Raw genomic sequence first — 26,439 nt, 5'->3', positions numbered from 1 at the left:
AACGGGCGGTCACCCCGGCACTGGGGTGACCGCCCGTTTCGTCGTCCTTACCCGGGCCCCGGGCTACGTCCGCTGCCTGCGGGCGTAGCCGGAGTGGGCCGGGTCAGCGCCGGCCGGGTGGGCGGCCCGGCGGATTGGCACCGCCGGCTGCTCCCTTGCCGTTGCTGACCTCGATGACCACCGGACCGCCCTTGATCGTCCGACCGTCGGGGCTGGTGCCGGCCGCGGTGCCCTCCGGGCAGGTCGAGTCGACCTTGCCGCCCACCTCGGCATCGAAGCCGGCGTTGTTGACCCGGGACAGCGCGGTCTGGACCGGCTGACACTTGACGTTCGGGATGTTCCGCTGGTCGCCCTCGACGATCTTGCCGGACGGCGGCGTGAACTGGATCGATTTCTTGCCCTTCATGGCGTCCCGCATCGCCTGGTAGACCGGAGGATTGACGCCGCCCCGCTCGTCGTGCCCCATGTTCTGGGTGGTCTCGGCCCAGTCGGGGTCGGCGAGGATGCCCGCCATCGCGAGTTGCTTGGTCATCACGACCAGCGAGGCGGTCTTCTCCGAGTCGGTCGTACCGCTCTTGCCGGCCACCGGCTTTCCGACGATGCGACGGACGTTCTGTGCGGTGCCGCTGCTGCAGTGGGACGTGGAGGAATCGTCACCGACCGGGCATCGGGCGGCGTCGACGGCGGCGCGGGCCACCTCGGTCTTGATCCGCTGCTCGCAACGCGGGTTGGCGATGTCGAGCTTGTTGCCCTCCTGGTCGCGGATCTGCTGCACCGGGATCGGCTCGCAGTACTTGCCGTCCGCGGCCAGCGTGGCGTACGCGTTGGCCAGATCCAGCGGCGTGGTCTGGGAGACACCCAGGGTGAACGCGCCCCAGTCGTTCGCGTAGTCCTTGTTCGAGGCGTACCGGGCGTCGTTGCTGGCCCGGAAGTTGATGCCCATCCGCTTCGCCGCGTCGACGACCTTGGCCGCGCCGACCCGCTCCTGCAACGGCACGAAGTAGGTGTTCACCGACCTGCCGAAGGCGGTCCACATGTTCGCCGGCCCGGCCATACTCGGACTCGCGTTCTGCGGACAGTACTTGTTGGTGCCCTTGCAGGCGGCCGGAGAGCCGTAATCGACGATGTACTTCGTCTGGGCGACCGTCTTGGCGTTGATCGTGGTCTGGAGCGGGTAGCCGTTCTCCAGGGCCGCCACGATCGTGAAGATCTTGAACGTCGAGCCGGCCTGGTAGCCGGTGATGTCGCCGCCACCGGTCAGCAGCGGGTTGGTGGTGTTCGGGTACGTCCCCCGGATCCCCTTCTTCTTTTTGGCCGGGTTCGTGGAGATCTTGTTCTGTGGCTTCTTCGGGTCGTCCAGCTTGTAGTTCCGGTTGACGGCCAGGGCTCGGACGCGTCCGGTGCCGGGCTCGATCGCCGCCAGCATCATCGCTTCCTTCTTGCCCGTCTTGACGTTGCGCTCGATGGCGTCCTTGGACACCTTCTGCGTCTTCGCGTCGAGGGTGGTGACGATGCTGTAGCCGCCACTCTTGAGCCGGCGCTCCCGGTCGTACCGGGTGGGGCCGAACGTCTCCTGATCCATCCACCAGCGGTAGAAGAAGTCGCAGAAGAAGCCCCAGTCGTTCTTGTTGGTGGCGACGCAGCCGTTGGGGGTGCGCTTGTCCTTGACCACCAACTTGGCCGCCTTGGCCACGGCGGCCTGCTCCGGCGTGATCGCCTTCGTCTCCACCATCTGGTCGAGGACCCAGTTGCGCCGCTCGAGCGCCGCCGGGTAGCCGCTCTTGGTGGTCGGGTCGTTGTCCGAGGGCGCCTTCACCATGCCGGCGAGCATGGCGGCCTCTTCGAGCTTCAGGTCCTTCGGCTTCTTGCCGAAGTAGACCTGGCTGGCCGCGAAGATGCCGTACGCACCGTTGCCGAACGGAGCGATGTTGAGGTAGCCCTCCAGGATCTCGTCCTTGCTCAGGTCGGCGTCGAGTTGCAGGGCGTACCGCATCTCGCGGAGCTTCCGGGCGCTGGTGTCCTCAGTGGCGGCGACGACGTCCTGCGGGTGGGTCGCCGAGTAGGCGATGGTGAGCCGGACGTACTGCATCGTCAACGTCGAGGCACCCTGAGTAGTGACGCCAGCCTGGTTGTTCGCCACGAACGCCCGGGCGACACCGTTCATGTCGACGCCGTTGTGCTCGTAGAAGCGCTTGTCCTCGGCGGCGATCAGGGCCTGCCCGACGGCCGGCGCGACGTCCTTCAGCGGCACGTCGCGGCGGTTCTCGTCGTACATGGTCGCCAGCGGTGTCTTGCCGTCCGAGGCGTACAGGTAGCTGATCTGCGGCGCCTTCTTGACGGTCAGTTCGGTGGGCAGTTTGTCGAACGTCTCCGAGCCGGCCTTCGCGGCCAGTCCGGACATCGCTACTGCGGGGAAGGCGGCCGCCGCGACCACCACGCCGGCCAGCAGGCCACAGATCAGCAGCGACGCGGCGTTGGTGAAGACATTGTGGTCACGCTTCCGCATCCAGGTCACCTCGACAGGGTACGTGAATCAACACCGAGGACGCGCCCTGCGTACTTTCCCCATTTCCTGCTGGCGCTGGCCTCGTTGTGCTAAACGCATGACCCCCGGCGTGCGGTTGCGGGCTTCTGCTGGAGAGTCTCCTCCTTTCGGGACGTCTCCGCAGCGTTTTCGCAGATCACTGCCGGGTAGTCAGGGCCGGATTGCCGGACGAAGGGTCAGGGACTGTCCGGGTTGACGGATTTGGCTGACAACGTTGCGTAATCAGTTGACTACAGAGCATGATGGTCGGGCGAGAGAATCGCATGTCGTCCGTGGTGCCCGGGGGAGGGCGGCACGGGTGGCCGGGGGGTTATCGCCGGCTGACCGGCTCTGGTCGGTAGCGGGACTGCAAGGGGGGACAGAAACAGATGGGCATGATCACAGACTGGCCCACATTGGCGGCGTGTCAGAACGGGGATCCTGACGCGCTGTTCGTACAGGGCGCCGAACAGAACGTGGCGAAGCGGATCTGCCGCAGCTGCCCCGTGCGCTACGAGTGCCTGGCCGACGCGCTCGACAACCGCATCGAGTTCGGGGTGTGGGGCGGCATGACCGAGCGGGAACGCCGGGCCCTGCTGCGTCGGCACCCGCAGGTCGCGAGCTGGCGGAAGATGTTCGAGGCGGCCATGAAGAACAAGGACAAGGTCCTCGTCACGGCCGGCTGATCGCGGCACCTATCGTGCGCAGCCCGTCGACGTCGTGTACGTCGGCGGGCTGAGCCGTGACCGCGACCGTCGGCACGGTGGGAAAGGCGTCGGTGAAGACCCGGGCCACCCGGCGCTCCCGCCCGGCCTGCTGGGCCAGGGCCGCATGGGCGCGCAGGGTCTCGGCCGTCGCCTCGTGGCCACCCAGCTCTTCGAGCCGTTCGGCGGCGGCCAGACTGTCGGCCGCGGTGGGTGTCTCGACCGCCGGCCGATGCACCCGGTTGAGCACCAGGCCGGCGAGTGGCATCCGCTCCTCGCTCAGCCGGCCCGCGAAGTACGCGGCCTCCCGAACCGCGTCCGGCTCCGGCACCGCGACCAGGAGGAAGGCCGTCTCCCGCGCCTGGAGCACCCGGTACGTCTGCTCGGCGCGCTGCCGGAAGCCGCCGAACATCGAGTCGAGCGCCGCCACGAAACCGGACAGGTCAGTGAGCAACTGGGCGCCGAGCACCTTCTGCACCACTCGGGAGAACATTCCGAACGAGGCCGTTACCAGGCTGAACATGCTCCGGCCGCCGCTACGGGCCGGGGCGAGCAGCAGCCGCAGCATCCGACCGTCCAGAAATCGGGACAGCCGGGCCGGCGCGTCGAGGAAGTCGAGCGCGGACCGGGACGGCGGGGTGTCGACCACGATCAGGTCCCACTCGCCACGGGAGTGCAGCTGACCCAGCTTCTCCATCGCCATGTATTCCTGTGTGCCGGCGAACGTGGAACTCATCGCCTGGTAGAACGGGTTCGCGAAGATCTCCGCCGCCTTCGCCGGATCGGTGTGCGCGAGCACCACGTCGTCGAAGGTCCGCTTCATGTCCAGCATCATGGCGTGCAGTTGGCCACCGCTCGCCTCGACGTCGATCCCCTTGACCTGCCGAGGCGTGTTGTCCAGCTCCGTCAGGCCGAGTGACTGGGCCAGCCGTCGGGCCGGGTCGATGGTGAGCACCACCGTACGCCGACCGTGCCGCTCGGCGGCCCGGAGAGCCAGCGCGGCGGCGGTGGTGGTCTTGCCCACCCCGCCCGCGCCACAGCAGACCACGATCCGGACGCCGGGATCGGCGAGGATCTGGTCGATGTCCAGCGGCGGCGCTGGGTGATCGGGACGCACCAAACGAGCGTATCGGGACAGTGCCGCGCCGACGGCGTGGTGGCGCCCAGGTGTGAGTCAGTCGGCTATGCCGCCACCCGTTCGAGCCGGTGACCCGCACCCTCGCGGCACCCGGCGACCCGCTCGGCTCAGCCCGCCCGATCGAGCAGGGTGTCGGCGATCATGTCAAGCCCCACCCGGTCCACGCCCTCGGTCAGCAGGGGCAATTCGACCAGGGGCAGCCCCAGTTCGACCAGCTCGGCGCGGAGTGACTCCTCGAGGTTCCGCCGGATGAGCTGGTCACGGGCCTCGGCGTGCAGCCCGGCGACGGTCGCCCGGTCGGTCGGCAGGCCGGCGGCGGCCAGCCCGCGACGCAGCTCGGCCTGGGTGACCTTGCCGGCCAGCAGCGCCGGGCGGGTGGCGTTGAGGATCAGCCGGCCGACCGGGATGCGCAGCGTGGTCAGGTCGGCGATCGCGTCGATCGTCTCCTGGACCGGCATCTCCTCCAGGAGCGTGACCACGTGTACGGCGGTCATCGGCGAGCGCAGCAGCGCCGCGACCCCTTCGCTCTGGGTCTTGATCGGGCCGACCTTGGCCAGCCGGGCCGTCTCGGCGGTGACGTTCAGGAACCGGCCGATCCGACCCGTGGGCGGGGCGTCGAGCACCACCGCGTCGTACACCCGGCGCTTGTCGGCGCTCCGGGTGGTGGCCTCCTTGACCTTGCCGGTGAGCAGTACGTCCCGCAGGCCGGGCGCGATGGTGGTGGCGAAGTCGATCGCGCCGAGCTTGCGCAGTGCCCGCCCGGCGGCGCCGAGCTTGTAGAACATGTCCAGGTATTCGAGGAGAGCCTCCTCGGAGTCGACCGCCAGGGCGCGGACCTCACCGCCGCCCCGGGCGGTGGCGATCGGCCGTTCCTCGTACGGCAGGGGGTCGGTGCCGAAGAGCTGGGCGATTCCCTGCCGGCTCTCCACCTCGACCAGCAGGGTACGGCGCCCGCCACTGGCCAGCGCCAACGCCAGCGCGGCGGCGACCGTCGTCTTGCCGGTCCCGCCCTTGCCCGTGACCACGTGAAGCCGGGCGGGCCAACGGGCGCTGGCCCGTTCGGCGTCCGCCCGGTCGACCGACTCCTCGCCCGCTCGCACCCTCCGAGCCTATCCAGTCGGGCCGGTCAGACCACGTCGCAGACCCACCAGCCGTTCTCCTCGACCACGATGAACCCCAGCAACTGATCGACCGTCCGCTCGTCGCCGGTCGTCATGGTCAGCGTCGTCGACACGAGGGCCCGCTCGGTGTCCTGCTCGTCGATCTTGGGTTCGGTCCATCGGAACCGGGGCGTGTCGTGCGTACTCGTCTGTTCCGTCACCTCTTCGACCTTCGCGGCGATCTTGTCGTCGTCGCGGGCCTCGGGGCAGGTCAGGCTGGCGGCCCGGTCGGCGTCCCGGTCCGTGTAGACCGCCTTCAGGAAGTCGTCCACGGCCGCGGCCGGCTCGGCGGCGCCCTCACCCCGGTCGGCGTTGCGCAGCAGCAGGTAGGCGGACACTCCGCCGCCGACGCAGAACAGCAGCGTCGTCGCGAGCGCGATCGACGCGAAGAGCAGGCCACGGCGCTTCCTCGGCGCCGGGGCGAGCCCGATCGGGGCGTAGCCGGGAGCGGTGGCCGCACCGGCGGCATCGGGATAGGGGTCACCCGGCCCCGATTGCCCGAAGCCCGGCTGACCGTACGGCGGCGGTGGCGCGGGGACCGGTCCGGCCGGGAATCCGTCCTGTCCGTCCCCGATGTCCGGATCGGGCGCTGGGGTAGACGCCGGAGTGGACACCGGATCGGCGTCCGGCGTGGCCCGGCTCCCCGCTGCTGGGACGTCGTCCGGTGCCGTGGCGTCGTCCGCTGCCCTGGCGCCGTCCGCTACCACGACGGTTTCCGCTGCCGGGGCGTCGTCCGGTGCTGCGACGGTTTCCGCTGCCGGGGCGCTGTCCGGTGCGGTGGTCGAGGGCGACTCGGTCGGGTCGACGGGTGCGGGGCGCTCACCTGCCGGGCCGGGAGCCTCGTCGTCGACGGGTGGCTGCGTCATGGTGTCCCCAATCCCCGGTAGGCCCCGATGCGGTGGTCAACGTGGCCCGGCCGGCGGGTGGCGAGGGCTGGCGTGGTCATGAGCGTGCCGGAAGAGCTTGATGACCCACCGCGGCGAGGGTAACCCGCCGTGGCCAGCCGGGGCCGTACCGGACGGGGTGTGCGTCAACTCCGGCGAACCGGCCGGGAGGCGTACTCCTCGTGGAGGTGCAGCCCGTAGGCTGTCGCCGATACAGCCCAAGACCGAGGGAGACCTCTAGCAATGCAGAAGTGGGAGTACGCCACGGTGCCGCTGCTCGTGCACGCCACCAAGCAGATCCTCGACAACTGGGGCGAGGACGGCTGGGAGCTGGTGGCAGTGGTGCCCGGCCCCAACCCCGAACAGCTCGTCGCGTACCTCAAGCGGGCGAAGCCGTGACCACTGGGCCACACGCCAAGCTCGCCGAGCTGGGCCTGGCGCTGCCCGAGGTGGTGCCACCGCTGGCCGACTACGTCCCGGCGGTCCAGTCCGGTCGGCACGTGTACGTCTCCGGCCAGTTGCCCCTGATGGACGGCAAGCTGCTGGCCACCGGCAGGGTCGGCGCGGGGGTCTCCGCCGAGCAGGCGAAGGATCTGGCCGCCCGGTGTGCCCTCAACGCGCTGGCCGCGATCGACGCGCTGGTCGGCCTCGAGACCGTGGTGAAGATCGTCAAGGTGACCGGTTTCGTGGCGTCCGCGGATGGTTTCACCGGCCAGCCCGCGGTGGTGAACGGCGCATCGGAACTCTTCGGCACCGTGTTCGGCGAGGCCGGACGGCATGCCCGGAGTGCGGTCGGCGTCGCCGAACTGCCACTGGGCGCCCCGGTCGAGGTCGAGGTGATCGTCGAGGTCGCCTGACGGAGGCCGAGCCGGGTCGGGTTGAGGACAGCCGCGCGTCGCGGGGTTGTCATCTGTGGGTCGTACCATCTCAGCCATGACCGGGCACGTAACGGCGCCGGCTGGGGCGCTGGCCGACCAGCTACCCAGCTGGGCGAGGCTGGTCCGCGCCCCGAACCCGGGACCGATGACCCTGGACGGCACCAACACCTGGGTGCTCGGCGTCCCGGGCGCCGACGGCGTACTGGTGGTCGATCCCGGTCCGCTCGACGAGGGGCATCTCGCGGCGGTGGCCGCGCTCGGGCCGGTCGCCGGAGTGCTGCTCACGCACGGGCATCCCGACCACGCCGAGGGGATGGACCGGTTCCTGGAGCTGACCGGGGCCGAGGAGTTGATCTTCCGCTGCGGCTGGTCGACGATCGAGGCCGCCGGCCTGCGGGTACGGCTGCTGATCACCCCCGGGCACACCGCGGACTCGCTGTGCTTCGTGGTCGAGGGCGGGAACGAGCGGGCCGTCTGCACCGGGGACACGATCCTGGGCCGGGGCACCACCGTCGTCGCCCATCCCGACGGCGATCTCGGGGACTACCTCGACAGCCTGGCGGCGTTGACGGCGTACGACGAGACACCCGCGCTGCCGGGGCACGGCCCGGCGCTGGCCGACTGCGCCACGGCGGCCCGGTTCTACCTGGCCCATCGGCGGGCCCGGCTCGACCAGGTGCGCCGGGCGGTGGCCGACGGCGCCAGCAGCGCCGAACAGGTGGTGGCGACGGTCTACGCCGACGTGGACCGGACGCTCTGGCCGGCGGCCGAATGGTCCGTCCGGGCACAGCTCGCCTATCTCGATCAAGAGAACCGGGAATCCGGCCCGGGGGCCGGTGGGTTGGACACACCGTGACCTGCCCGGTGTGTGGAACCGTCGCCGTACCCGGAGCGCGGTTCTGCCACAACTGTGGAGTCGCGCTGCCCGCTGCCGCTACCCTGCCGGAGGCGGAGCGGCGGGTGGTAACGGTACTTTTTGGCGACCTGTCCGATTTTACCTCCTGGTCGGAGGACCTTGATCCGGAACGGGTCAGCACGGTCACCGACCGGGTGCTGGCGGCCCTGGCGGGCGCGGTCAAGACCTTCGGGGGGCACGTCGACAAGCTGACCGGTGACGGGATCATGGCGGTCTTCGGGGCGCCGGTCGCGCACGAGGACGACGCCGAGCGGGCGGTCCGGGCGGCACTGTCGATGCAACGCGCGGTCCGCCGGGTCCTGGACGACGAGCAGGGCGGCGGTGCCCCACTCGGGCTGCGGGTCGGCCTCAACACCGGAGACGTGGTCGCCGGCATCCAGGCCGCGATCGAGTACACCGTCATCGGCGACACCGTGAACACGGCAGCCCGGCTGGCCGACGCCGCCGCGATCGGCGCCGTCTACGCCGGGGCCCGGACGGCGGCGGCGACTCGGCGGGTCGCCTCCTGGCGGGCGTTGCGCCCGTTGCGGCTGAAGGGCAAGCGGGAGCCGGTCGAGGCGTACGAGCTGCTGGGCCTGCTCGACGCGCCCGGCACCCGGTCCGGGCTCGGCGACGAGGCGCCGTTCGTCGGTCGGGAGACCGAGATCGGCCGGGTCGCCGGCCGGCTCGCCGAGGTCATCGATCAGGGGCAGCCCCGGGTACTGCTGATGACGGCCGAGGCCGGCATCGGCAAGTCCCGGTTCGGCGCTGAGGTGGAACGGCTGGCCGCCGGCTACGACGTCGGCGCCGGACGGTACGCGACCCACACCGGTGCCCGGGTGCTCTCGGTCAAGTGCGCGGCGTTCGGCGAGCGCCGCCGGTTGGCGCCGCTGGCCGACCTGGTCCGGGCCGCGGTCGGCCTGCCGGACGGCCCGGCCACCGCCGTGACCCGGCCGGTGGTCGAGGAGCGGCTGCGCCGACTCGGCCAGCGGTTGGCCCGGCACCGTCCCGACCCGCCACCGGTCGCCGTCGACCTCCTGCTCGCGCTGCTGGGCTACGCCGACCTGCCCCCGGCGCACGGCACCGTGCCGGCCGGCCCCGCCGAATGGTCGGCCGGCGAGCCCGAATCGGCCGCCGACGCGATCCCGGCCGCGGTCGCCGAGCTGCTCAGCGCGCTCGCCGCCGAGACTCCGCTGGCGGTCATCGTCGACGATCTGCACGATGCCACGCCGGAGACCACGGACGCCCTCGGCGTCACCCTGTCCCGGCTGACCGGGCCGGTGCTGGTGCTGCTGCTGGGCCGGCCGGAACTCGTACGCACCGCCGGGGCGTTGACCCGGCTGGCCGACGCCGAGGTGCACTCGCTGCCGCCGCTGCGGGGCGCGGACGCCGCCCGGCTGCTGACGGCGTACCTCGGCGGCGGGCGGTTGCCGCAGGCCGATGTCGACCGGCTGCTCGCCACCGCCCAGGGGAACCCGTTCTATCTGGCCGAACTGGTCACCCTGCTGATGGAGCGGGGTGCCCTGACCACGGTGCTCGACCGGACCGCCACCCGGACCGGTACGGCCGCCAGCGTCCCGGCCGGCACCGACGCCTCGTCCGGCCCGGCCGATGGTCCGGGGTCCGCCGGGCCACCACCATCACCCGGTGGGCCGGGCCCTGCCGGCTTCTGGCGGCTGGTACCCGGTTCGCTGGGCAGCCGGTTGCTCTCCCGGGACCTCGCCGCCGTACTGGCGGCCCGGATCGACGCGTTGCCGGCTGACGCGCGGGCGGCCCTGCGCGACGCCGCCGTCATCGGTGACACGGTGCCGGCCGGCGCGCTGGAGGCGTTGCGCGAGCGGCGGGCCGGGCGCGAGGGTCGGCCGACGGCGGTCGTCGCGGTCGAGCTGGAGCGGGCCGTGGAGGAGTTGCTCCAGCGTCGCATGCTGCACCGCAACCGGGACGGCTACATCTTCGCCACCCCGCTGATGCGCGAGGCCGTCTACGCCGGGATCGGCAAGGCCGACCGCGCCGACCGGCACGCGGCGCTCGCCGAGTGGGCCGCGCCGCCCGTCGCCGTGGCCCTGCTGGGCCAGGTGGTGCAGAGCGGCGGGGCCCTGCCGGCTCAGGTCGTCCGGACCGGTAGCGGGTCGACCGGAATGCCGGAGGCGGAACGCGACGCCTTCATCGCCGAGCACGCCGAGCGGGCGACCGCACTCGCGGACGTGGTCAGCCTGCGCTCCGATGCCACGGCCAGAAACGTGGCGCCGCTCGGCATGGCGGCGCTCAACCGGTCCGCCCGGCGGGCTCTCGTGGCCGGGGAACCGGCACAGGCCGTCCAGTACGCCGAGCGGTCCGCCCGGCTCGCCGGGGAGTCCGTGCCCGGCGGCGACCGGCTGGTGCACGCCCGCGCCCTGCTCCAGGTGGGCCGGATCGCCGACGCGCTCGCCTTCGCGGAGAAGATCGGCGCGAACGCGGGGGACGACGCCGCCGTCCGGGCCGGAGCGTTGCTCGTCGTCGGGCAGGCGTACCAGGCGCAGGGCGACCGGGCTCGGGCGGTGAGCACCTGGCAGGAGGCGTTGCAGGTGGCCACCGGGGCAGGACTGCCCGGGCCACGGGCGTCGGCGATGCGGCGGCTCGGGATGGCCGACTTCGTCAGCGGTCGGCTGAGTCAGGCCAGCAGCCGGTTCGCCGGGGCGTACCAGGTCAATCTGGACGCCGACGATCCGCGAGGCCAGGCCTGGTCCCTCCAGAACCTGGCCTGGGTGACCACCACCCGGGGAGACTTCGCCGGCACCGACGCGGTGCTCGGCCGGGCGGCCCGGCTCTTCGCCGAGATCGACGATCCGGTGGGGCAGGCCTGGCTGCGCGGCACCACCGCGTTCGCCCGGCTGCTCGCCGGCCGGCTCGGCGAGGCCCGCCGGCTGGCCCGGGTCTTCCTGCCGTTCGGCGAGCGGGTCGGCGAGGCGTGGGCGGTCGGCACCCTGCGCGCCGTGGAGGCGTTCGCAGCGGCCGAACTGGGCGAACTCGCCGAGGCGGACCGCGAGGCGCGGCGGGCGTACCGGGACTTCGCCGCGGCGTCCGACGACTGGGGCCGGGGCTTCGCCCTGGTCGTACGGGGTGCCGTCGCCCGAGGGGTGGGCGAGCCGGAGCACGCCGTCGACCTGCTCACCGACGCGCTCGCGTACGGCCGCCGCACCTCGCACCCGCTGCTGACCGGCCTCGCCGGCACGTTGCGGGGATTCGTGGCGCTGGACCGGGGGGACGTGTCCGGAGCCGAGCGGGACGCCGAGGCGGTGCTCGCGGCCGTCGAGCCGCACAACCCGCTGGCACCGACCCAGCTCGGTCCCCGGATGTTGCTCGCCGCCTGCCGGCTGGCCGACGGTGACGCGCCGACCGCGGTGAGCCTGCTCGAACCGATCGCGGCGGCCGGCGCCGTGCCGTCGGTGATCTTCTCCCGGCGCCAGGCCCTGGCCCGGTACGCCGCCGCACTGCTCGCCGACGGGCAGACGGCGGTGGCGCTGGACTGGGCCCGGCAGGCGGTGGAGGCACCGGGCGAGGACGTCCGCAGTCAGGTGATCGCGGCACGGGTGCTCGCCGAGGCGCTGGTCGAGGCCGGTGAGCGGGCGGAGGCGGGCCTGGTCGCCGACGAGGCGGTCCGGTTGGCCTACTCGACCCAGCAGACCAGTGAGCGGGCCGCCGCGGAGGCGTTGCGGGCCCGGCTGCTCCGGGGCCCACAGCCGACCGGGGATGGGCTGGTCATCATCCGGCAGCGCGAACCCGGGAGCGTGCCCGGCCATGGGGTGCCGGACGAGGTCGTGCCCGGTACCAGGATCGGATCCGTCGATCTCCGGGATACCGCACAGCCCGGGCAGCCGATAGCCTAGATCCAATTCCGTCCACACCGGACGGGCGTCGGCACGAAGGGCGGAGTCTGTGAGGCTGCCCCGCTCGGCTGCGGCGTGGACGATCGCCGTCTTCGGAGGACTTGCCCTCCTGCTCGGCGCCGTCGGTCTGGTCCGGCCGGAGACGCTGCTCACGCTGCTCGGCTTCGAGGTGCTTCCGGCTGCCGGACGGGCCTCGGGCGACTACACCCGGACATTCGTCATCGCCTCGTCGATGGCGTCGTTCAACATGGGTGTCTACTACCTGCTCGCCGCCAGTTCGGGCTGGCAGCCGTTCTTCCGGTTCACCGTCGTCTTCCGGCTGCTGACCTTCACCGTGTTCACGGTGCTGGTGGTGACCGAGGTGGCGCCGCCGCGCTTCCTCGGCGTCGCGCTCTGGGAAGGGGTCGGAGCGGTCGCCACGGGCGTCGCGTTGTGGCTGGACCGGCGTCAGATTGGCAACCAGGCGGTAACAGCCACGGGTGCGGGGGGCTGAATCGTCTCATGTCTTCGGTATTTTCGAGTCTGTGACTGACACCCCGCCCGGCGCGCTGCCTCTGCCCGTGGTGCCCGGCCTGACGGATTTGTCGGTCTTTGCCCGAGGTGGCTACGCCACGGTCTACCGGGCCACCCAGCAGTCCGTGGGGCGCGAGGTCGCGGTGAAGGTCGAGAACCGCACCCTGGACAGCGAGCGGGACCAGCGGCGATTCCTCCGCGAGGCCCGGGCCGCCGGCCGGATGTCGTCCCACCCGCACGTCGTCGACCTCTTCGACGCCGGGGTCACCGAGGACCAGCACCCGTACCTGATCATGGAGTTGTGTGACGGCTCGTACGCGGAGCGTATGCGCAGCTCGCCGCTCACCCCGGTCGAGGCACGCGACGTCGGAGTGAAGATCGCCGACGCGCTCGCCGACGCCCATCAGCTCGGCGTGCTGCACCGCGACGTCAAGCCGGCCAACATCCTCTACTCGCGGTTCAACGAACCGGCGCTGGCCGACTTCGGACTGGCCGTTCTCGCCGAGGCCCGGGATACGGCGATCACCATGGAGGTGCTCACCCCGGCGTACGCGCCACCGGAGATGTTCCGGCACAGCCCGCCCTCGCCGGCCGTCGACGTGTACGCACTCTGCGCCACCCTGTACGCCGTGATGCACGGCAAGCCGCCGCGCTGGCAGGCCGACCGCAATCCCGGGCTGCTCACCCTGCTGGAGCTGTTCACCGAGCCGATCCCGGAGCTGCCGGGCGTGCCGACCAGGCTGCTGGACCTGCTCCGCTACGGAATGGCCAACGATCCCTCGGACCGGCCCTCCGCCGAGCAGTTGCGGGATCTGCTCGCCAGCGTCCCGCTGGACCCTCCCACGGGCGGCGCCGGTCCGTACCCGGGGGTGATCGCTGCCGTACCGGTCTCCGGGATACCGGTGTCGGGCGGGTCGGGGTCCGGCGGCTCCTGGTCCGGGGCTTCCGGGTCCGCTCCGGCCGGCGGCGCCGCTCCGCCGTCCGCCGGCTCGGCGGTGGATTCCGGATCCGGAGCGGCGTCGGGGGCACCCGCACCCCGCACGCCCACGTCGGGCGCTCCGGTCTCCGCGGCCCCGATCTCCGGGGTACCGGTTTCCGGGGTGCCGACCTCGGGCGGTGCGCCGCCGAGCGTCTACCTGTCGAGCTCCTACACCCCGCCACCGCCCCGGTCCGCCGCCGACCCGTCCCAGGGCGACGAGCAGCCGATGACACCCCGCCCCAGTCGTCGCCGTTCGCTGTTCTGGTTCCTCGGCGGGCTGGGCGCGATCGTCCTGGTCGCCACCATCGCGGGCGGCTCCTGGTACGCGGCGAACCGGGGGCTGCCGGCCCCGTCGCAGAGCGGCAGCCGTGGCACCACCGCACCGGCCAGTACCGGTGCCACCCGCGTCTTCCCCGGTGGCGGCGCGCTGCGGGGCTGCCTGGTGTCGCTGCCCGGTGGCGCCCGGTGTCCGGTCGAGTTGGAGTGTTTCGGGCCGGTCCGGGTCAGGAACACCGAGGCGGAGGCCGAGCGACTGCCCTGTACCGGCCGGCACACCTGGGAGTCGTACGCCGAAGGGGACCTGCCGCTCGAGGTCGACGCGACCGATCACGCGGCGGTGAAGCAGGACGCGACGGTACGTGGGATCTGCAACACGAACGTCTTCCGGCTGACCACGACGTTGATCGAGACCGACGGCTGGCGGTTCGAGGTGTTGCCGCCGCAGACCACCGGTGCGGCCGGTCCGGCCAGCCGGACGTTCCGCTGCCTGGCCGGCAAGGGCGTCAACCAGCTCGCCGGGCCCACCCTCACCGCCAGCTGACCGCGCGCCCCGCCCCGCCCGACACCGCCCCGTCCGATCACCAGAATGGACTTTGCCCGCTACCCTGGGCTTTCGCATCCCGCCCTTCAGACCCGGGGTCCGCCGATGATCAACGCATCGCTCCGAGGACGTGTCCGACTGCTCGCCACGACCATGGCGGTCGTGCTCACCCTCCTGCTCGCGGCCGGCGCGGGCTGCGACAGCCAGCGGGATCCGGAACTGCCCTCGGTGCAGGAGAAACTCGAGCAGACGCACATTTTCGGCCAGAGCAAGCTGCGGATCGGGGTGGCGACCTACGAGCCGCTGATGGGAGTGCTGGAGAACAACAAGCTGGTCGGCTTCGACATCGACATCGCCCGGTACATCGCGGCATCGCTCGGGTACGAGGGTGACGCCATCCAGTTCATCCACCTCGCCACCGAGGATCGGATCCCCGCGCTCCAGAGCGGCCAGGTGGACATCGTGGTGTCCAGCTTCTCCATCACCGAGGAACGTCAGAAGCTGGTCAGCTTCGCCGGCCCGTACTTCGTCACCACTCAGGAGGTGATGATCCCGGTCGCCATGAAGAACAAGATCCGGACCATCGAGGACCTGCGCAACCCGAACTACCGCGTCTGTGTCGGCGGCGGTTCGACCACGGAGGCGGAACTCGAGAAGCACGGGATCAAGACGCTGGTGGTGAAGAACGTCCGGGACTGCGTCAACGGCATGCGCAACAAGAAGCGCCTGTACGACGCGGTGAGTTCCGACGAGACGATCCTCGCCGGGTTCCGGTCGATGTACCCGACCGAGTTCGAGATCGTCGACCTGCCGTTCGGAACCAGCGAACAACTCGGGGTGGGAGTGCCGATCAGCGACCCCGCCCTTCGGGACCTGGTCGCGTACTTCCTGCACCAGAGCTACCTGGCCGGGCGCAGCGGCAAGACCAGCCCGTGGCTCACCGCGTACCACCAGAACCTGGGCCCCTGGCTCGATGGCGAGCGGGAGCAGCCGCCGCCGCTCAACGTTCCCGAGTTGGTGGACTTCGACGACAAGGCACCGGTGTGACCCTGTCCGGCCGGGAGTCGACGGTTCCCCGGACCGCGGCGCCCGGCGATCCGCCGGTACCGGACCACGACCGGGCGGGCCGGGACGCGCCACCGGCCGCCGCCGAGGGTCGCTCGGCGGGCGACGATGGGCCGGCGGGCGGGGACTGGGGGGTGCCGGACCTCACCGATCGGAAGTCCCGGGCCAGCCAGTCCTTTTGGACACTGGTGGTCGGGGTGCCGGCGATCTTCTCCGTACTTCGGTTGGGTGTGGAGGCGGGCGGTGAGTTGCAGACGACGCTGCTGCTCGTCGCGAACGTGAATCCGGTCAACCTGGCCGCGGCGCTGGTCACCACGGCGGCCCGGTTGGCCTCCGCCGGCCTCGTGGCGATCTTCGCCATCGGGGCGGTTCTGGCGGCCAGCTCCACCGCCGCGCCGACACACTGGATCGGACGGCACCCGCCGCTCTTCGCGCGCTGGCGGGCGATCACCCCACCCTGGTTGGTCGTCGCCACCTTCGCCGTGGCGCTCGCCACCTGGCCGATCCTCTACCTGCCGTTGCTGCTGCCGGCGCTCGCCGCCGCCCTCCAGTTCAGCCCGGACCGCCTGGACGAGCGACGGGTGCCCCGGCTGCTGCTGCTCGGCGGGCTGCTGGCCGGCTACGCGTACCTGATGCTGCCGACCCTCTGGGACGCGTGGCAACAGCGGGAGACCTTCGCCGTGCTGGTGATCGCGGCCCCGCCGGTACTGGCGCTCTTCGTCTCCGGACCGATCCCCCCGGTCGTCGCGCGTCCGCTGGCCATGACGGCCCAGTGGACCGTGCTGGCGATGCTGTGCTGGGCGGCCCTACCGGTGATCACCACGCCGGTACTGCCGCTGACCGTCACCACGGTCCGGGCCGACGCCGACGCGACCGAGGACATCCGCGGCCATGTGATCACAGTGGACGACGTCAGCACCGCGATCCTTGAGGAGCGCGGTGGGGTGCGGTACGTGCCGGCCGACCAGGTCGTGGCGCAGGTGCTCTGCCCCACCGAGGGCGAGCTGCCCCGCTACCGGCTGCGGGTCCGGGACTTCCACGTGGAGGATTCGTTGCTGGAGGGGATGGGCCGGCGGGTACGTCCGGTCACCCGGGTCGACGCGACGTGCCGGGCGACCGCGTCCGCCGCGCGCTGATCCGCATACCCGCCGCCGTCAGTAGGTCTTCGGCTGCCGCAGGACGTGCTGGGCGACGAAGTTGAGGATCATCTCCCGACTGACCGGTGCGATCCGGCCGGCCCGTACCGCGCCGAGCAGGGTGGCCACCCCGTAATCCGTCGTCATGCCGTTGCCGCCGTGCACCTGGATGGCGGTGTCCACGGCCAGCGCCGCCGCCTCGGCCGAGGCGTACTTGGCCAGGTTGGCGGCCACTCCGGCTTCGGTGTCCCGGCCGGCGTCGTACAGGGTGGCGGCCTTGGCGATCATCAGCCGGGCCAGTTCCACCTGTACGGCGGCGTGGGCCAGCGGATGCGACACGCCCTGGTGCGCGCCGATCGGGCGGCCCCAGACCTGTCGGCTCGCGGTGTAGGTGGAGGCCCGCTCGATGGCGTATCGGGCGGTGCCGGCGGCCATCGCGGCGACGGTGATCCGCTCCGGGTTCAGCCCGGCGAAGAGCGCGGGAAGCCCGACGGCCAGCCCGCTGCGGTAGTCCGCCCCGGTGTCGCTGCCGAGCAGGGCGTCGGCGGGCAGCCGGACGTCGTCGAGATAGAGCAACCACTGGTTCTCCGGAGACACGATCTCCATGTCCAGTTTCGACCGCGTCAGGCCGGGTGCGTCCGTCGGAACGATGAACAACGCCGGCTTGAGCCGGTCGGTGGCCGAACTGGCGGAACCGTCGGCGCTAGCGGACCTGCCGGCGGCGTCCGGCTCGTCGTCGGCGACCCGGGCGACCACCAGGACGTACGGTGCCTCGTCCACCCCCGAGATGAAGCACTTGCGGCCGGAGAGGATCCAACCGTCGCCGCTGCGGCGGGCGACGGTGCCGAGGCGGTGGAAGTTCGAGCCCGCCTCGGGTTCGGTGATCGCGAAGACCATCTTCAGCGACCCGTCGGCGAAGCCCGGCAGGAATCGCCGGCGCTGCGCCTCGGTGCCGTGCCGCCCGATGACCGTCGCCGCGATCGCCGGCGAGACCACGAGCAGCAGCAGCGGGCAGCCGGCCGCGGCCAGTTCCTCGCAGACGATGGAGAGTTCGGTGATTCCGCCGCCACCACCGCCGTACTCGGTCGGGATGTTGACGCCGAGGTAGCCGAGCCGACCGGCCTCGTCCCACAGTTCGGTGGTGTGTCCGCCGGACTTCGCCTTGGCGACGAAGTATCCGTGGCCGTAACGCCGCCCCAGGGACGCGACGGCGTCGCGGAGCTGCTGCTGCTCGGGGGTGAGGTCGAAGTCCATGAGGGCGCCTTCCACGGGAGATGGATGTCCGGGGAGTGCTTCGTGGCTCGGAACCGGGCTACTCGGGCGTGAGGACGGCGAGTACAGCGCCAGTATCCACCTGGTCTCCGTCGGTGATCGGCAGCTCCGCGACCACGCCCGCTACCGGAGCGTGGACGGCATGTTCGAGCTTCATCGCCTCCAGCGTGAGCAGCAGCTCGCCGGCACCGACCCGTTGACCGGCGACGACGTGCACCCGGCTGACCGTGCCGGGCAGCGGCGCCAGCAGCGAACCCTCGGCCACCTCCGGTACGGGCTCGGGGAAGCGGGGACGCTCGGTCAGCGTGACGGCGCCCTCGGGACCGTCCACGAAGGAGATCGCACCGACCTGCTGGACGGCGAAGTCGAGTCGTACGCCGTCGACCTCCAGCACCGTACGGGACGGCTCCGCCCGGACCACCGTCACCGACGGCAGGTCGACCGGGTCGGGCTCGGCGGGCTGCTCTGCCACGGCGGGCTGCTCTGCCGCGGCGGGCTGCTCTGCCGCGGCGGGCCAGGGCCGGACCCACCAGGTGGCCAGAACGCCTGCGCGGTCGAGCCGGTAGCCGATCTCGACCGGGCCGGACGGGCAGTCGTACCCGATGGTCTGTGGCCCGGCCGGCACGTTGCGCCAGCCGGACGGCAGCGAGGCCAGCACCGGCGCGGCGGCCCGGCGGGCGGCGGCGCCGGCCAGCGCGGCGGCCAGGCAGGACAGCCGGACCCCGTCGGCCGAGGAGAGGAGGGGGGCGAAGACCTCCGGATGCCGGTCGAGGAAGCCGGTGTCGATCTCGCCGGCCTGGTACGCCGGATGGCGCAGCACCCGGACCAGCAGGTCCCGGTTGGTCGTCACGCCGTGCAGCCGGGCCCTGGCGAGGGCGTTCCCGAGCATCCGGCCGGCCTCGGCCCGGGTCGGCGCCCAGGCGATCAGTTTGGCGACCATGGAGTCGTAGTGCACCCCGACGACGGAGCCGTCCCGCACCCCGGAGTCGAGCCGTAACCCGGAACCGCCCCCGGTGCCGGGGCGGAACTCGGTGGTCACCCCCGGTACGGCGAACCGGTGCAGCGTGCCAGTGGCCGGCAGCCAGTCGGCGGTCGGGTCCTCGGCGCAGAGCCGTACCTCGATCGCGTGCCCGACCACCGGCGGGGCCGCCGCCGGAAGCGCGCCGCCCTCGGCGACCAGCAGTTGCAGCCCGACCAGGTCGGTGCCGGTGACGCACTCGGTGACGGCGTGCTCGACCTGGAGCCGGGTGTTCATCTCCAGGAAGTAGAACTCGCCGGACGGGGTGACCACGAACTCGACGGTGCCCGCCCCGAGGTAGCCGACGGTGCGGGCCGCGGCCACCGCCGCCGTGGTCAGCGCGGCCCGGAGTTCCGGGGTGACCGCCGCCGAGGGAGCCTCCTCGACGATCTTCTGGTGGCGGCGCTGGATCGAACACTCCCGCTCGCCGAGGGAGAGCACCGTGCCGTGCGTGTCGGCGAGGACCTGCACCTCGATGTGCCGGGCCCGCTCGACGTACCGCTCGACGAAGACCGTGCCGTCGCCGAACGAGGCCGCCGCCTCCCGCCGGGCCGACGCCATCGCCTCGGCCAGGTCGTCCGGACCCCGGACGATCCGCATCCCGCGCCCACCGCCGCCCGCTGCCGCCTTCACCAGTACTGGAAACGCGTCGACCCGGCCCGGATCGGTGTACGTCGGCAGCATCGGCACCCCGGCGTCGGCCAGTAGCGCCTTCGCCGCGATCTTGTCGCCCATCGCCGCGATCGCCTTGGCGGGCGGGCCGACCCAGGTGAGCCCGGCGTCGATGACGGCCTCGGCGAATCCGGCGTGCTCGGCGAGGAAGCCGTAGCCGGGGTGCACCGCGTCGGCCCCGGCCCGGACGGCCGCCGCGACGAGCAGGTCGACCCGGAGGTACGTGTCGGTCGGCGCGGCGCCGGGTAGGCGTACCGCGACATCGGCCTCGGCCACGTGCGGGGAGTCGGCGTCCGGGTCGGCGTACACGGCGACGGTCTCGATGCCGCGCGCCCGGCAGGTGGCGATGACCCGGCGGGCGATCTCGCCCCGGTTCGCCACCAGAAGTCTGCGGATCATCCGCCGCTCCATCCTTGAGGTGTTAGGAGGGGGCCCTTCTTCTACAGAAAACGATAAGAAGGGGCCCTTCCTTACATTCGGAAGACGCCGAAGCCGGCGGCGGCGCCGGTGACGGGTGCACTGTGGACCGCAGAGAGGCAGAGCCCGAGGACGGTACGGGTGTCCCGGGGGTCGATCACACCGTCGTCGAAGAGGCGCCCGGAGAGGAAGAGCGCGCCCGACTCCGACTCGACCTGCTGCTCCACCATCATCCGCATTGCCGTGTCGGAGTCGGCGTCGTACGGCCTGCCCTTCGCCTGGGCGGCCTGCCGGGCGACGATCGACAGCACTCCGGCGAGCTGTGCCGCCCCCATCACGGCGGACTTGGCGTTCGGCCAGGTGAAGAGGAACCGTGGGTCGTACGCCCGCCCGCACATGCCGTAGTTGCCGGCCCCGTACGACGCGCCGAGGTTGACGGTCAGGTGTGGCACGGTCGAGTTCGAGACGGCGTTGATCATCAGCGCGCCGTGCTTGATGATGCCGCGCTGCTCGTACTCGGTGCCGACCATGTAGCCGGTGGTGTTCTGGAGGAACAGTAGGGGCGTTCCGGCGACGTTGGCGAGCTGGATGAACTGGGCCGCCTTCTGGGCCTCTTCGGAGAAGAGCACCCCCCGGGCGTTCGCCAGTACGCCGACCGGATAGCCGTGCAGCTCCGCCCAGCCGGTCACCAGCGCGGTCCCGTAGCCGGGCTTGAACTCGTCGAACTCGGAGCCGTCGAGGATCCGGGCCAGCACCTCGCGGGGATCGAACGGCACCCGCAGGTCGGTGCCGGGGATCCCGAGCAGTTCCTCCGGGTCGTACTTCGGTGCCGTGGGCAGGGCGGTCCGGGGCGGAGGGCCGTGCTTGCGCCAGTTCAGTCGGCGTACGCACTGTCGGGCCAGCCGCAGGCCGTCGCGCTCGTCGGTGGCGAGGAAGTCGGCCAGCCCGGAGGTGCCGGCGTGCATCGCGGCGCCGCCCAGTGACTCGTCGTCGGCGTCCTCGCCGGTCGCCATCTTCACCAGGGGCGGTCCGGCCAGGAAGACCTTGGCCCGGTCCCGGACCATGATCGTGTAGTCGGACATGCCCGGCACGTACGCTCCGCCGGCCGTCGCCGTGCCAAACACCACCGAGACGGTCGGGATCCGGGCCGCGGAGAGCCGGGTCAGGTCGCGGAACACCCGGCCGCCGGGAATGAAGATCTCCGACTGGCTGGCCAGGTCCGCCCCGCCGGACTCGACGAGGTTGATCATCGGCAGCCGGTTCGCGAACGCGATCTCGCCGGCCCGCTGGGTCTTCTTCAACGAGTACGGGTTGACCGCGCCGCCGCGTACCGTCGGGTCGTTGGCGACGATCACGCACTCGACGCCCTCGACCACGCCGATTCCGGTGACCACGCTGGCACCGGTCGGGAAGTCGGTGCCCCAGCCGGCGGCGGGGGAGAGTTCCAGGAACGGAGCATCCCGGTCGAGCAGCAGCTCGATCCGTTCCCGGGGCAGCAGCTTGCCCCGGGCGTGGTGCCGGGCCACGTACTTCTCGCCGCCACCGCCCCGGGCGGCGTCCAACGCCGCGTCGAGGTCGGCGAGCCGGGCCAGCATCGCCGCCCGGTTCTCCTGGTACGCCGGACCGGCCGGATCGACGGCGGTGCGTAGCACGCTCACGATCAGATCCCCATGCCCTTCGCGATGATCTCGTTCATGATCTCGGTCGTGCCGCCGCCGATGCCGAGGATCCGGGCGTCCCGGTAGTGCCGCTCGACCTCGGCGTCGCGCAGGTAGCCGTACCCGCCGTGCAGCTGTACGGCCTGGTCCACCACCCAGTCGCAGGCCGCCACCGCCGCGTTCTTGGCCATCGCCGCTTCGGCCGCCAACGCCGCACCGGCCAGTGGGTCGTGGGCCGCGGTGCGGGTCGCCACCTGTGTGACGAACGCCTGCGCCGCTGCCGCCCGGGTGGCCATCTCGGCGAGCCGGTGCCGGACGACCTGCCGGTCGGCGAGCGGACGACCGAAGGTGTGCCGGTCCCGACACCAGGCCACGGTCAGGTCGAGGCAGCGCCACGCGGTCGCGTACGCCTGGGTGGCCAGGGAGAGCCGTTCGGTCGCGAACTGCCGCATGATCGCGACGAAGCCGGCGTTCTCCGCGCCGACCAGGTTCCGCACCGGCACCCGTACGTCCACGAACGACAGCTCGGCGGTGTCGGAGCAGTGCCATCCGAGCTTGTCCAATCGGCGGTCGACGGTGCAGCCCGGAGAGTCCTTGTCGATCACCAGAAGGGAGATGCCACCCGGTCCCGGAGGTCCGGTCCGGACGGCGGTGGTGACGAAGTCGGCCCGTACCCCGCTGGTGAGGTAGGTCTTCGTTCCGTTGACGATGTAGTGGTCCCCGTCCCGCCGCGCGGTGGTACGCAGTCCCGCCACGTCCGAGCCACCGTCCGGCTCGGTGATGCCGAGCGCCCCGATCCGGCTGCCGGCCAGGGTGGGCCGGACGTATCGGTCGACCAGTTCGCCGACGTCGCTGGTCGGCTCCGGTCGGCCGGCGTCGCTGGTCGGCTCTGGTCGGCCGGCGTCGCTGGTCGGCTCCGGTCGGCCGGCGTCCCGCCAGGCGGCGACGATGTGTGGCAGCGCGATGCCGTGGGTGAGGAGGGCGGCGACCAGCCCGGACGAACCACCGGCCCGGATCAGCTCCTCGGCGACGAGCAGGCTGTCCAGCAGATCGCCGCCGCTGCCGCCGACCTGCTCCGGGAAGCCGACGCCGAGCAGCCCCAGTTCGGCGGCGGTGGCGTGCAGGGTACGGGGCACCTCCCCGGACCGTTCCCAAGCGTCGAGGTACGGCAACACGTCCCGCTGGACGAACTGCCGGGTCAGCTCGCGGAGCTGCCGCCGTTCGAGGCTCTCGTCGGCCCGTTCCCGTGCTGGCAGGAGGCGACTACTGGTCATCGCCCGCCTCCGAGCCGGCCCGGGTCGGCGGTCGGTGTGGCCGGGTTCTCCACCGGCCCGGCGGGCAGGTCGGCGGGCAGGTCGACGATTCGGGAGCGCAGCAGCTCGCCGAGCGCCTTCGCCTGCGGATCGAACCGGGTCGACGCGGCCACGCCCTGGCCGAGCAGGCCGTGCAGGACGAAGTTGACCGCTCGGAGGTTCGGCAACTCGTACCGGTCGATCGGAAGGTCGGCGGTCTCGGGCAGCAGGCCGCGTAGCCGTTCGGTGGTCAACCACTCGCGCAGCCAGCCGTATCCGGCGGCCGAGCGGGCCCAGACCCCGAGGTTGGCGTCGGCACCCTTGTCGCCCGACCGGGCCCCGACGACCTCGCCGAGCGCCGCCCGCCGGGTCGGCCGGCCGTCATCGGATGAGGTGGTCGCTTGGCCGTCAGTCCCTGGATCAGGGCTCGATGCCTGCTGCTTCGCCGTCACCACCGGGGGCGGGATGTCGACGCGCTCCCCCGAGGGCAGGACGGCGACCTGCCGGACCTCGTCCTGCGGCAGCTCGTCGGCGCTGAACACCCCGTACGGGGTGGCGTCGCCGGGCGGCGTGGTCAGGGTGCAGCCGGGATAGGAGGCCAGCGCCAGTTCGACGGCGGCGGCCGAGAAGGCCCGTCCGGCCCGCTTCGGGTCACCGTCCCGCAGGTGTACGTGCAGCAGCGCGCTCGCCGCCTCGGTGTCGGCCGCGTCGACGTGGTCCGTACGGGCGAGGGTGAACTCCAGCCCGTCCGCGCCGATCGAGTCGGTGAGCTGGGCCCGGACCAGTGCCGCCTTCGCCTCGATGTCCAGTCCACAGAGTACGAACGTCATCGAGTTGCGGAAGCCGCCGAGCCGGGTGACGCCGACCTTGAGGGTGGGCGGTGGGGGTGTGCCGACCACGCCGCTGACGCGTACCCGGTCCGGGCCGTCCGGGGTGAGGGTCACCGAGTCGAGCCGGCTCACCACGTCCGGGCCGAGGTAGCCGGGGCCGCCGACCTCGTACAGCAGTTGCGCGGTGACGGTCTCGGTGCTGACCGCGCCGCCGGTGCCCGGGTGCTTCGTCAGCAGTGCCGACCCGTCCGCCCGCAACTCGGCGATGGGAAAGCCAGGCCGGCGCCCGCCGTCCGGCAGTTCGGTGAAGAAACTGAAGTTGCCGCCGGTGACCTGGGCGCCGCATTCGAGCAGGTGGCCGGCGACCGTCGCCCCGGCGAGCGGGTCGAAGTCGGTACGCCGCCAGCCGAAGTGGGCGATTCCCGGGCCGACGACCAGCGAGGCGTCGGTGACCCGGCCGGTGACCACGATGTCCGCGCCACCGGAGAGGCAGGCGGCGATGCCGAACGCCCCCAGGTAGGCGTTCGCGGTCAACGCGTCCGGACGGCGCACTGCGTCGCCTTCGACGTACCCGATCCGGACCGGCACCCCGAGGCGGTCGCCGACGGTACGCAGCGCGGCGGCCAGCCCGGCGGGGTTGAGCCCGCCGGCGTTCGTCACGATCCGTACGCCACGGTCGAGTGCGATGCCGAGGCAGGATTCGAGCTGTCGGAGGAACGTCTTCGCGTAGCCGAGTTCCGGGTCGCGGCGCAGGTCCCGGCCGAGGATCAGCATGGTCAGCTCGGCCAGGTAGTCGCCGGTCAGCACGTCGAGTTCGCCGTCGTCGAGCATCTCCCGCCAGGCGGTGAACCGGTCGCCGTAGAAGCCGGAGGCGTTGCCGATCCGGAGGACGTCCGGGGTGCCACCGAGGCCCGAATTCGTCATTGCGGCCGGCCCGGTTCGGCGACGATCCCGCCACCGGGCTCCTGACCGCTCCCGGATTCGCGGCTGTCGGCGCCGGGTTCTCGGCTGTCGGCGGCGGCCCCAGGTTCGTGGCTGCCGGTGCCGGCCCCGGGTTCGCGGCCGGTGCCGGGCGGGCCGGCGAAGATCTGGGCGATGTCGAGCCACTCGTCGGCGACCGGCCCGACGGCGACGAGGGACAGGTCGGCGCGGTGTCGTCGCTGGGTGACCAGCAGGCAGAAGTCCAGTGCCGGCCCGGAGACCCGGTTGACCGCGTCGGCCGGGCCGAAGGACCAGTCGTCACCGTCGGGCCCGCGCAACTCGATCCGGACCGGCGCATCGGGGAACGGGCGTCCGTGGGTGGCGAAGCTGTGCCCGAGGGTACGGGAGCCGAGGTAGGCGATGTGCCGGAGCCGGGCGGTCGGCGTACGGGTGTGGCCGAGCGCGTCGGCGACGTCCTCGCCGTGTGCCCAGGTTTCCATGATCCGGGCGGTGGCCATCGAGGTGGCGGACATCCGGGTGCCGTACCAGGGCAGCTTGACCCCGGCCGGGATGCCGGGAAGCGCGCGGGCCAGGGCGGTCCGGCCGGACCGCCACCGGGCCAGTAGTTCCGGTACGGGCGCGAGGAACTCCGCCGCGCCCCGGTCGATGAAACCGTACGGGTCGGTGGCGGCGTGCTGGATGGACTCGGCGAAGCCGTCGATGTCGGTGGCGGCCAGCAGTGCGACATGGTCGGTCCAGGCCAGGTGGGCGATCTGGTGCGCGATGGTCCAGCCCGGAGCCGGGGTGGGCCGGGCCCAGTCCGCCTGCGGCAGCCCGGCGACCAGGGCGTCCAGCTCGTCCGACTCGGCGGCGAGATCCGTCAGCAGGCTGTCGAGGTCGACCATGCGAAGCTCCTTGTGCGACGGCGATGCGGCGGTGGACGTCGGTTCAGTCGGCGGCGGTCCGTGGGGCGGTGGTCGGCACCGGTGTGGCGCTGGGCACTGGGGTGGCGCTGGGCTCCGGTGTGGCGCTGGGCTCCGGTGTGGCGCGGGACGGTGCCGGCGTCGAAGCCAGGGTCGTGGCGAGGTGCCGTTTCCAGTTCTCGAGCAGGACGGTACGCCGGGCGGAGTCGTCGGAGAGCAGGTTCGCCACCCCGAGTCCGCGTAACAGGTCGAGGGTGGCCTGGATGGTTTCGCGTACCCCGGGTTGCCGTTCGTCGGCGCCGAGCAGGTCGACGGTGAGCCGGTGCATCTCGCGGCCGACCCGGGCCTCCAGCGGCACCAGCGCGTTCCGTAGCTCCGGATCGGTCCGCCCGGCGACCCACAGCTCCAGGGCGGCGACGAAGAGCGGCCCGGTGAACGCCGTGGCCAGCATGTCGATCACCCGGTCGAGGCGTTCGGGGCCGGCGGGCAGGGTGGCCGCCTCGGCGCGGATCTCGGCGGCCCGGCGTTCGGCCAGGTGCTCGACGGCCGCCATCACCAGCGCGCTCTTGGTCGGGTAGTGGTGCAGTTGGGCACCCCGGGACACGCCCGCGCGGCGGGCGATCACGATGGTCGTGGTGCCGGACCAGCCCAGCGCCAACAGACACTCCACAGTGGCCTCCAGCACCCGGGTCTGGGTGGCGCGGCTGCGCTCCTGCTGAGGCGTACGGGTCGGTGCGCCGGACACCAGCCCAGCCTGCCGGCCCCTAAACAAACAGTCAAGCCTGCTTGTTTCTTCGAGTAGGGAGAAGACCGAGCTGCCCGTGACCGTCCGGTCGCGGGCAGCTCGGCAATGGAATGCGTGGGACCACGACAG

Annotated in this window: 17 protein-coding genes and 3 pseudogenes; 9 read left to right on the top strand and 11 right to left on the bottom strand. The window is 72.1% G+C overall.

Going from position 1 to position 26,439, the window contains the following annotated elements:
• Positions 1–103: 103 nt before the first annotated feature.
• Positions 104–2,506 carry a transglycosylase domain-containing protein gene (locus ACFP2T_RS04820; RefSeq protein ID WP_377417606.1) on the bottom strand — a complete coding sequence of 801 codons (2,403 nt, stop codon included), beginning with the start codon at positions 2,504–2,506 and terminating at the stop codon, positions 104–106.
• Between the two features lie 407 nt (positions 2,507–2,913).
• Between ACFP2T_RS04820 and ACFP2T_RS04815 the strand changes: the two genes are divergently transcribed.
• Positions 2,914–3,210, top strand: coding sequence for a WhiB family transcriptional regulator (locus ACFP2T_RS04815; protein ID WP_192766482.1), 297 nt, complete (start codon positions 2,914–2,916; stop codon positions 3,208–3,210).
• On the opposite strand, the gene bagB is transcribed toward ACFP2T_RS04815, so the two are convergent.
• From bagB to ACFP2T_RS04800, 3 genes are all read right to left on the bottom strand, one after another.
• Positions 3,197–4,345 (bottom strand): ArsA family ATPase, encoded by a 1,149-nt coding sequence (gene bagB / locus ACFP2T_RS04810; RefSeq protein ID WP_377417604.1) that lies wholly within the window; start codon positions 4,343–4,345, stop codon positions 3,197–3,199. The two genes, ACFP2T_RS04815 and bagB, sit on opposite strands and share 14 nt — an antisense overlap.
• 128 nt (positions 4,346–4,473) lie before the next feature.
• Entirely contained in the window at positions 4,474–5,466 is a 993-nt protein-coding gene (gene bagA / locus ACFP2T_RS04805; RefSeq protein ID WP_377417602.1) for an ATPase BagA, read from the bottom strand.
• A gap of 26 nt (positions 5,467–5,492) precedes the next feature.
• A complete protein-coding gene (locus ACFP2T_RS04800) occupies positions 5,493–6,392 on the bottom strand; it encodes an Rv0361 family membrane protein (RefSeq protein ID WP_377417600.1) in 900 nt (299 codons plus the stop codon).
• 261 nt (positions 6,393–6,653) lie between these two features.
• Here ACFP2T_RS04800 and ACFP2T_RS04795 point away from each other — a divergent pair, with 261 nt between their 5' ends.
• From ACFP2T_RS04795 to ACFP2T_RS04760, 8 genes and pseudogenes are all read left to right on the top strand, one after another.
• Positions 6,654–6,809 (top strand): DUF4177 domain-containing protein, encoded by a 156-nt coding sequence (locus ACFP2T_RS04795; RefSeq protein ID WP_196201085.1) that lies wholly within the window; start codon positions 6,654–6,656, stop codon positions 6,807–6,809.
• Entirely contained in the window at positions 6,806–7,267 is a 462-nt protein-coding gene (locus ACFP2T_RS04790) for a RidA family protein (RefSeq protein WP_377417598.1), read from the top strand. The genes ACFP2T_RS04795 and ACFP2T_RS04790 overlap by 4 nt, the downstream gene beginning before the upstream one ends.
• A gap of 76 nt (positions 7,268–7,343) precedes the next feature.
• A complete protein-coding gene (locus ACFP2T_RS04785) occupies positions 7,344–8,144 on the top strand; it encodes an MBL fold metallo-hydrolase (RefSeq protein ID WP_377417596.1) in 801 nt (266 codons plus the stop codon).
• Positions 8,141–11,887, top strand: a pseudogene (locus ACFP2T_RS04780) (adenylate/guanylate cyclase domain-containing protein); the annotation flags it as partial. The gene ACFP2T_RS04785 and the pseudogene ACFP2T_RS04780, both read left to right, overlap by 4 nt.
• A gap of 211 nt (positions 11,888–12,098) precedes the next feature.
• Entirely contained in the window at positions 12,099–12,542 is a 444-nt protein-coding gene (locus ACFP2T_RS04775) for a hypothetical protein (protein ID WP_377417592.1), read from the top strand.
• Positions 12,543–12,573: 31 nt separating this feature from the next.
• Complete coding sequence (locus ACFP2T_RS04770) at positions 12,574–14,361, top strand: serine/threonine-protein kinase (protein WP_417629199.1); 1,788 nt, start codon at positions 12,574–12,576, stop codon at positions 14,359–14,361.
• Positions 14,362–14,466: 105 nt separating this feature from the next.
• Positions 14,467–15,408, top strand: a complete 942-nt coding sequence (locus ACFP2T_RS04765) for a transporter substrate-binding domain-containing protein (protein WP_377417590.1) — start codon at positions 14,467–14,469, stop codon at positions 15,406–15,408.
• Positions 15,405–16,562 (top strand): hypothetical protein, encoded by a 1,158-nt coding sequence (locus tag ACFP2T_RS04760; RefSeq protein ID WP_377417588.1) that lies wholly within the window; start codon positions 15,405–15,407, stop codon positions 16,560–16,562. Before ACFP2T_RS04765 ends, ACFP2T_RS04760 begins: the two co-directional genes overlap by 4 nt.
• An 18-nt stretch (positions 16,563–16,580) precedes the next feature.
• Here the strand turns inward: ACFP2T_RS04760 and ACFP2T_RS04755 are convergent, their stop codons facing one another.
• From ACFP2T_RS04755 to ACFP2T_RS04725, 7 genes and pseudogenes are all read right to left on the bottom strand, one after another.
• Positions 16,581–17,816 carry an acyl-CoA dehydrogenase family protein gene (locus ACFP2T_RS04755; RefSeq protein ID WP_377417586.1) on the bottom strand — a complete coding sequence of 412 codons (1,236 nt, stop codon included), beginning with the start codon at positions 17,814–17,816 and terminating at the stop codon, positions 16,581–16,583.
• A 58-nt stretch (positions 17,817–17,874) separates the two neighbouring features.
• Positions 17,875–19,923, bottom strand: a complete 2,049-nt coding sequence (locus tag ACFP2T_RS04750) for an ATP-binding protein (RefSeq protein WP_377417584.1) — start codon at positions 19,921–19,923, stop codon at positions 17,875–17,877.
• Positions 19,924–19,994: 71 nt separating this feature from the next.
• Positions 19,995–21,536, bottom strand: coding sequence for an acyl-CoA carboxylase subunit beta (locus ACFP2T_RS04745; RefSeq protein WP_377417926.1), 1,542 nt, complete (start codon positions 21,534–21,536; stop codon positions 19,995–19,997).
• A 65-nt stretch (positions 21,537–21,601) separates the two neighbouring features.
• Complete coding sequence (locus ACFP2T_RS04740) at positions 21,602–22,873, bottom strand: acyl-CoA dehydrogenase family protein (RefSeq protein ID WP_377417582.1); 1,272 nt, start codon at positions 22,871–22,873, stop codon at positions 21,602–21,604.
• A complete protein-coding gene (locus ACFP2T_RS04735; protein WP_377417580.1) occupies positions 22,870–24,645 on the bottom strand; it encodes an acyclic terpene utilization AtuA family protein in 1,776 nt (591 codons plus the stop codon). The genes ACFP2T_RS04740 and ACFP2T_RS04735 overlap by 4 nt, the downstream gene beginning before the upstream one ends.
• Before the next feature lie 122 nt (positions 24,646–24,767).
• Positions 24,768–25,547 (bottom strand): annotated as a pseudogene (locus ACFP2T_RS04730) (TIGR03084 family metal-binding protein); the annotation flags it as partial.
• Between the two features lie 163 nt (positions 25,548–25,710).
• Positions 25,711–26,310 (bottom strand): annotated as a pseudogene (locus ACFP2T_RS04725) (TetR/AcrR family transcriptional regulator); the annotation flags it as partial.
• Positions 26,311–26,439: the final 129 nt, after the last annotated feature.

The organism is Plantactinospora solaniradicis, assembly GCF_042658085.1.
Taxonomy (GTDB): domain Bacteria; phylum Actinomycetota; class Actinomycetes; order Mycobacteriales; family Micromonosporaceae; genus Plantactinospora; species Plantactinospora solaniradicis.
The sequence above is the reverse complement of the archived record's forward strand: the minus strand, read 5'-3'. Positions and strand labels throughout refer to the sequence as shown.

Bases quoted from the DNA above. Each gene is read 5' to 3' on its own strand.
- ACFP2T_RS04795 (WP_196201085.1), top strand. From the start codon at position 6,654: ATGCAGAAGTGGGAGTACGCCACGGTGCCGCTGCTCGTGCACGCCACC.
- ACFP2T_RS04785 (WP_377417596.1), top strand. From the start codon at position 7,344: ATGACCGGGCACGTAACGGCGCCGGCTGGGGCGCTGGCCGACCAGCTA.
- ACFP2T_RS04750 (WP_377417584.1), bottom strand. From the start codon at position 19,923: ATGATCCGCAGACTTCTGGTGGCGAACCGGGGCGAGATCGCCCGCCGG.
- ACFP2T_RS04735 (WP_377417580.1), bottom strand. From the start codon at position 24,645: ATGACGAATTCGGGCCTCGGTGGCACCCCGGACGTCCTCCGGATCGGC.
- ACFP2T_RS04745 (WP_377417926.1), bottom strand. From the start codon at position 21,536: ATGCTGGCCCGGCTCGCCGACCTCGACGCGGCGTTGGACGCCGCCCGG.
- ACFP2T_RS04755 (WP_377417586.1), bottom strand. From the start codon at position 17,816: ATGGACTTCGACCTCACCCCCGAGCAGCAGCAGCTCCGCGACGCCGTC.
- ACFP2T_RS04800 (WP_377417600.1), bottom strand. From the start codon at position 6,392: ATGACGCAGCCACCCGTCGACGACGAGGCTCCCGGCCCGGCAGGTGAG.
- ACFP2T_RS04740 (WP_377417582.1), bottom strand. From the start codon at position 22,873: ATGACCAGTAGTCGCCTCCTGCCAGCACGGGAACGGGCCGACGAGAGC.
- ACFP2T_RS04820 (WP_377417606.1), bottom strand. From the start codon at position 2,506: ATGCGGAAGCGTGACCACAATGTCTTCACCAACGCCGCGTCGCTGCTG.
- ACFP2T_RS04815 (WP_192766482.1), top strand. From the start codon at position 2,914: ATGGGCATGATCACAGACTGGCCCACATTGGCGGCGTGTCAGAACGGG.
- ACFP2T_RS04765 (WP_377417590.1), top strand. From the start codon at position 14,467: ATGATCAACGCATCGCTCCGAGGACGTGTCCGACTGCTCGCCACGACC.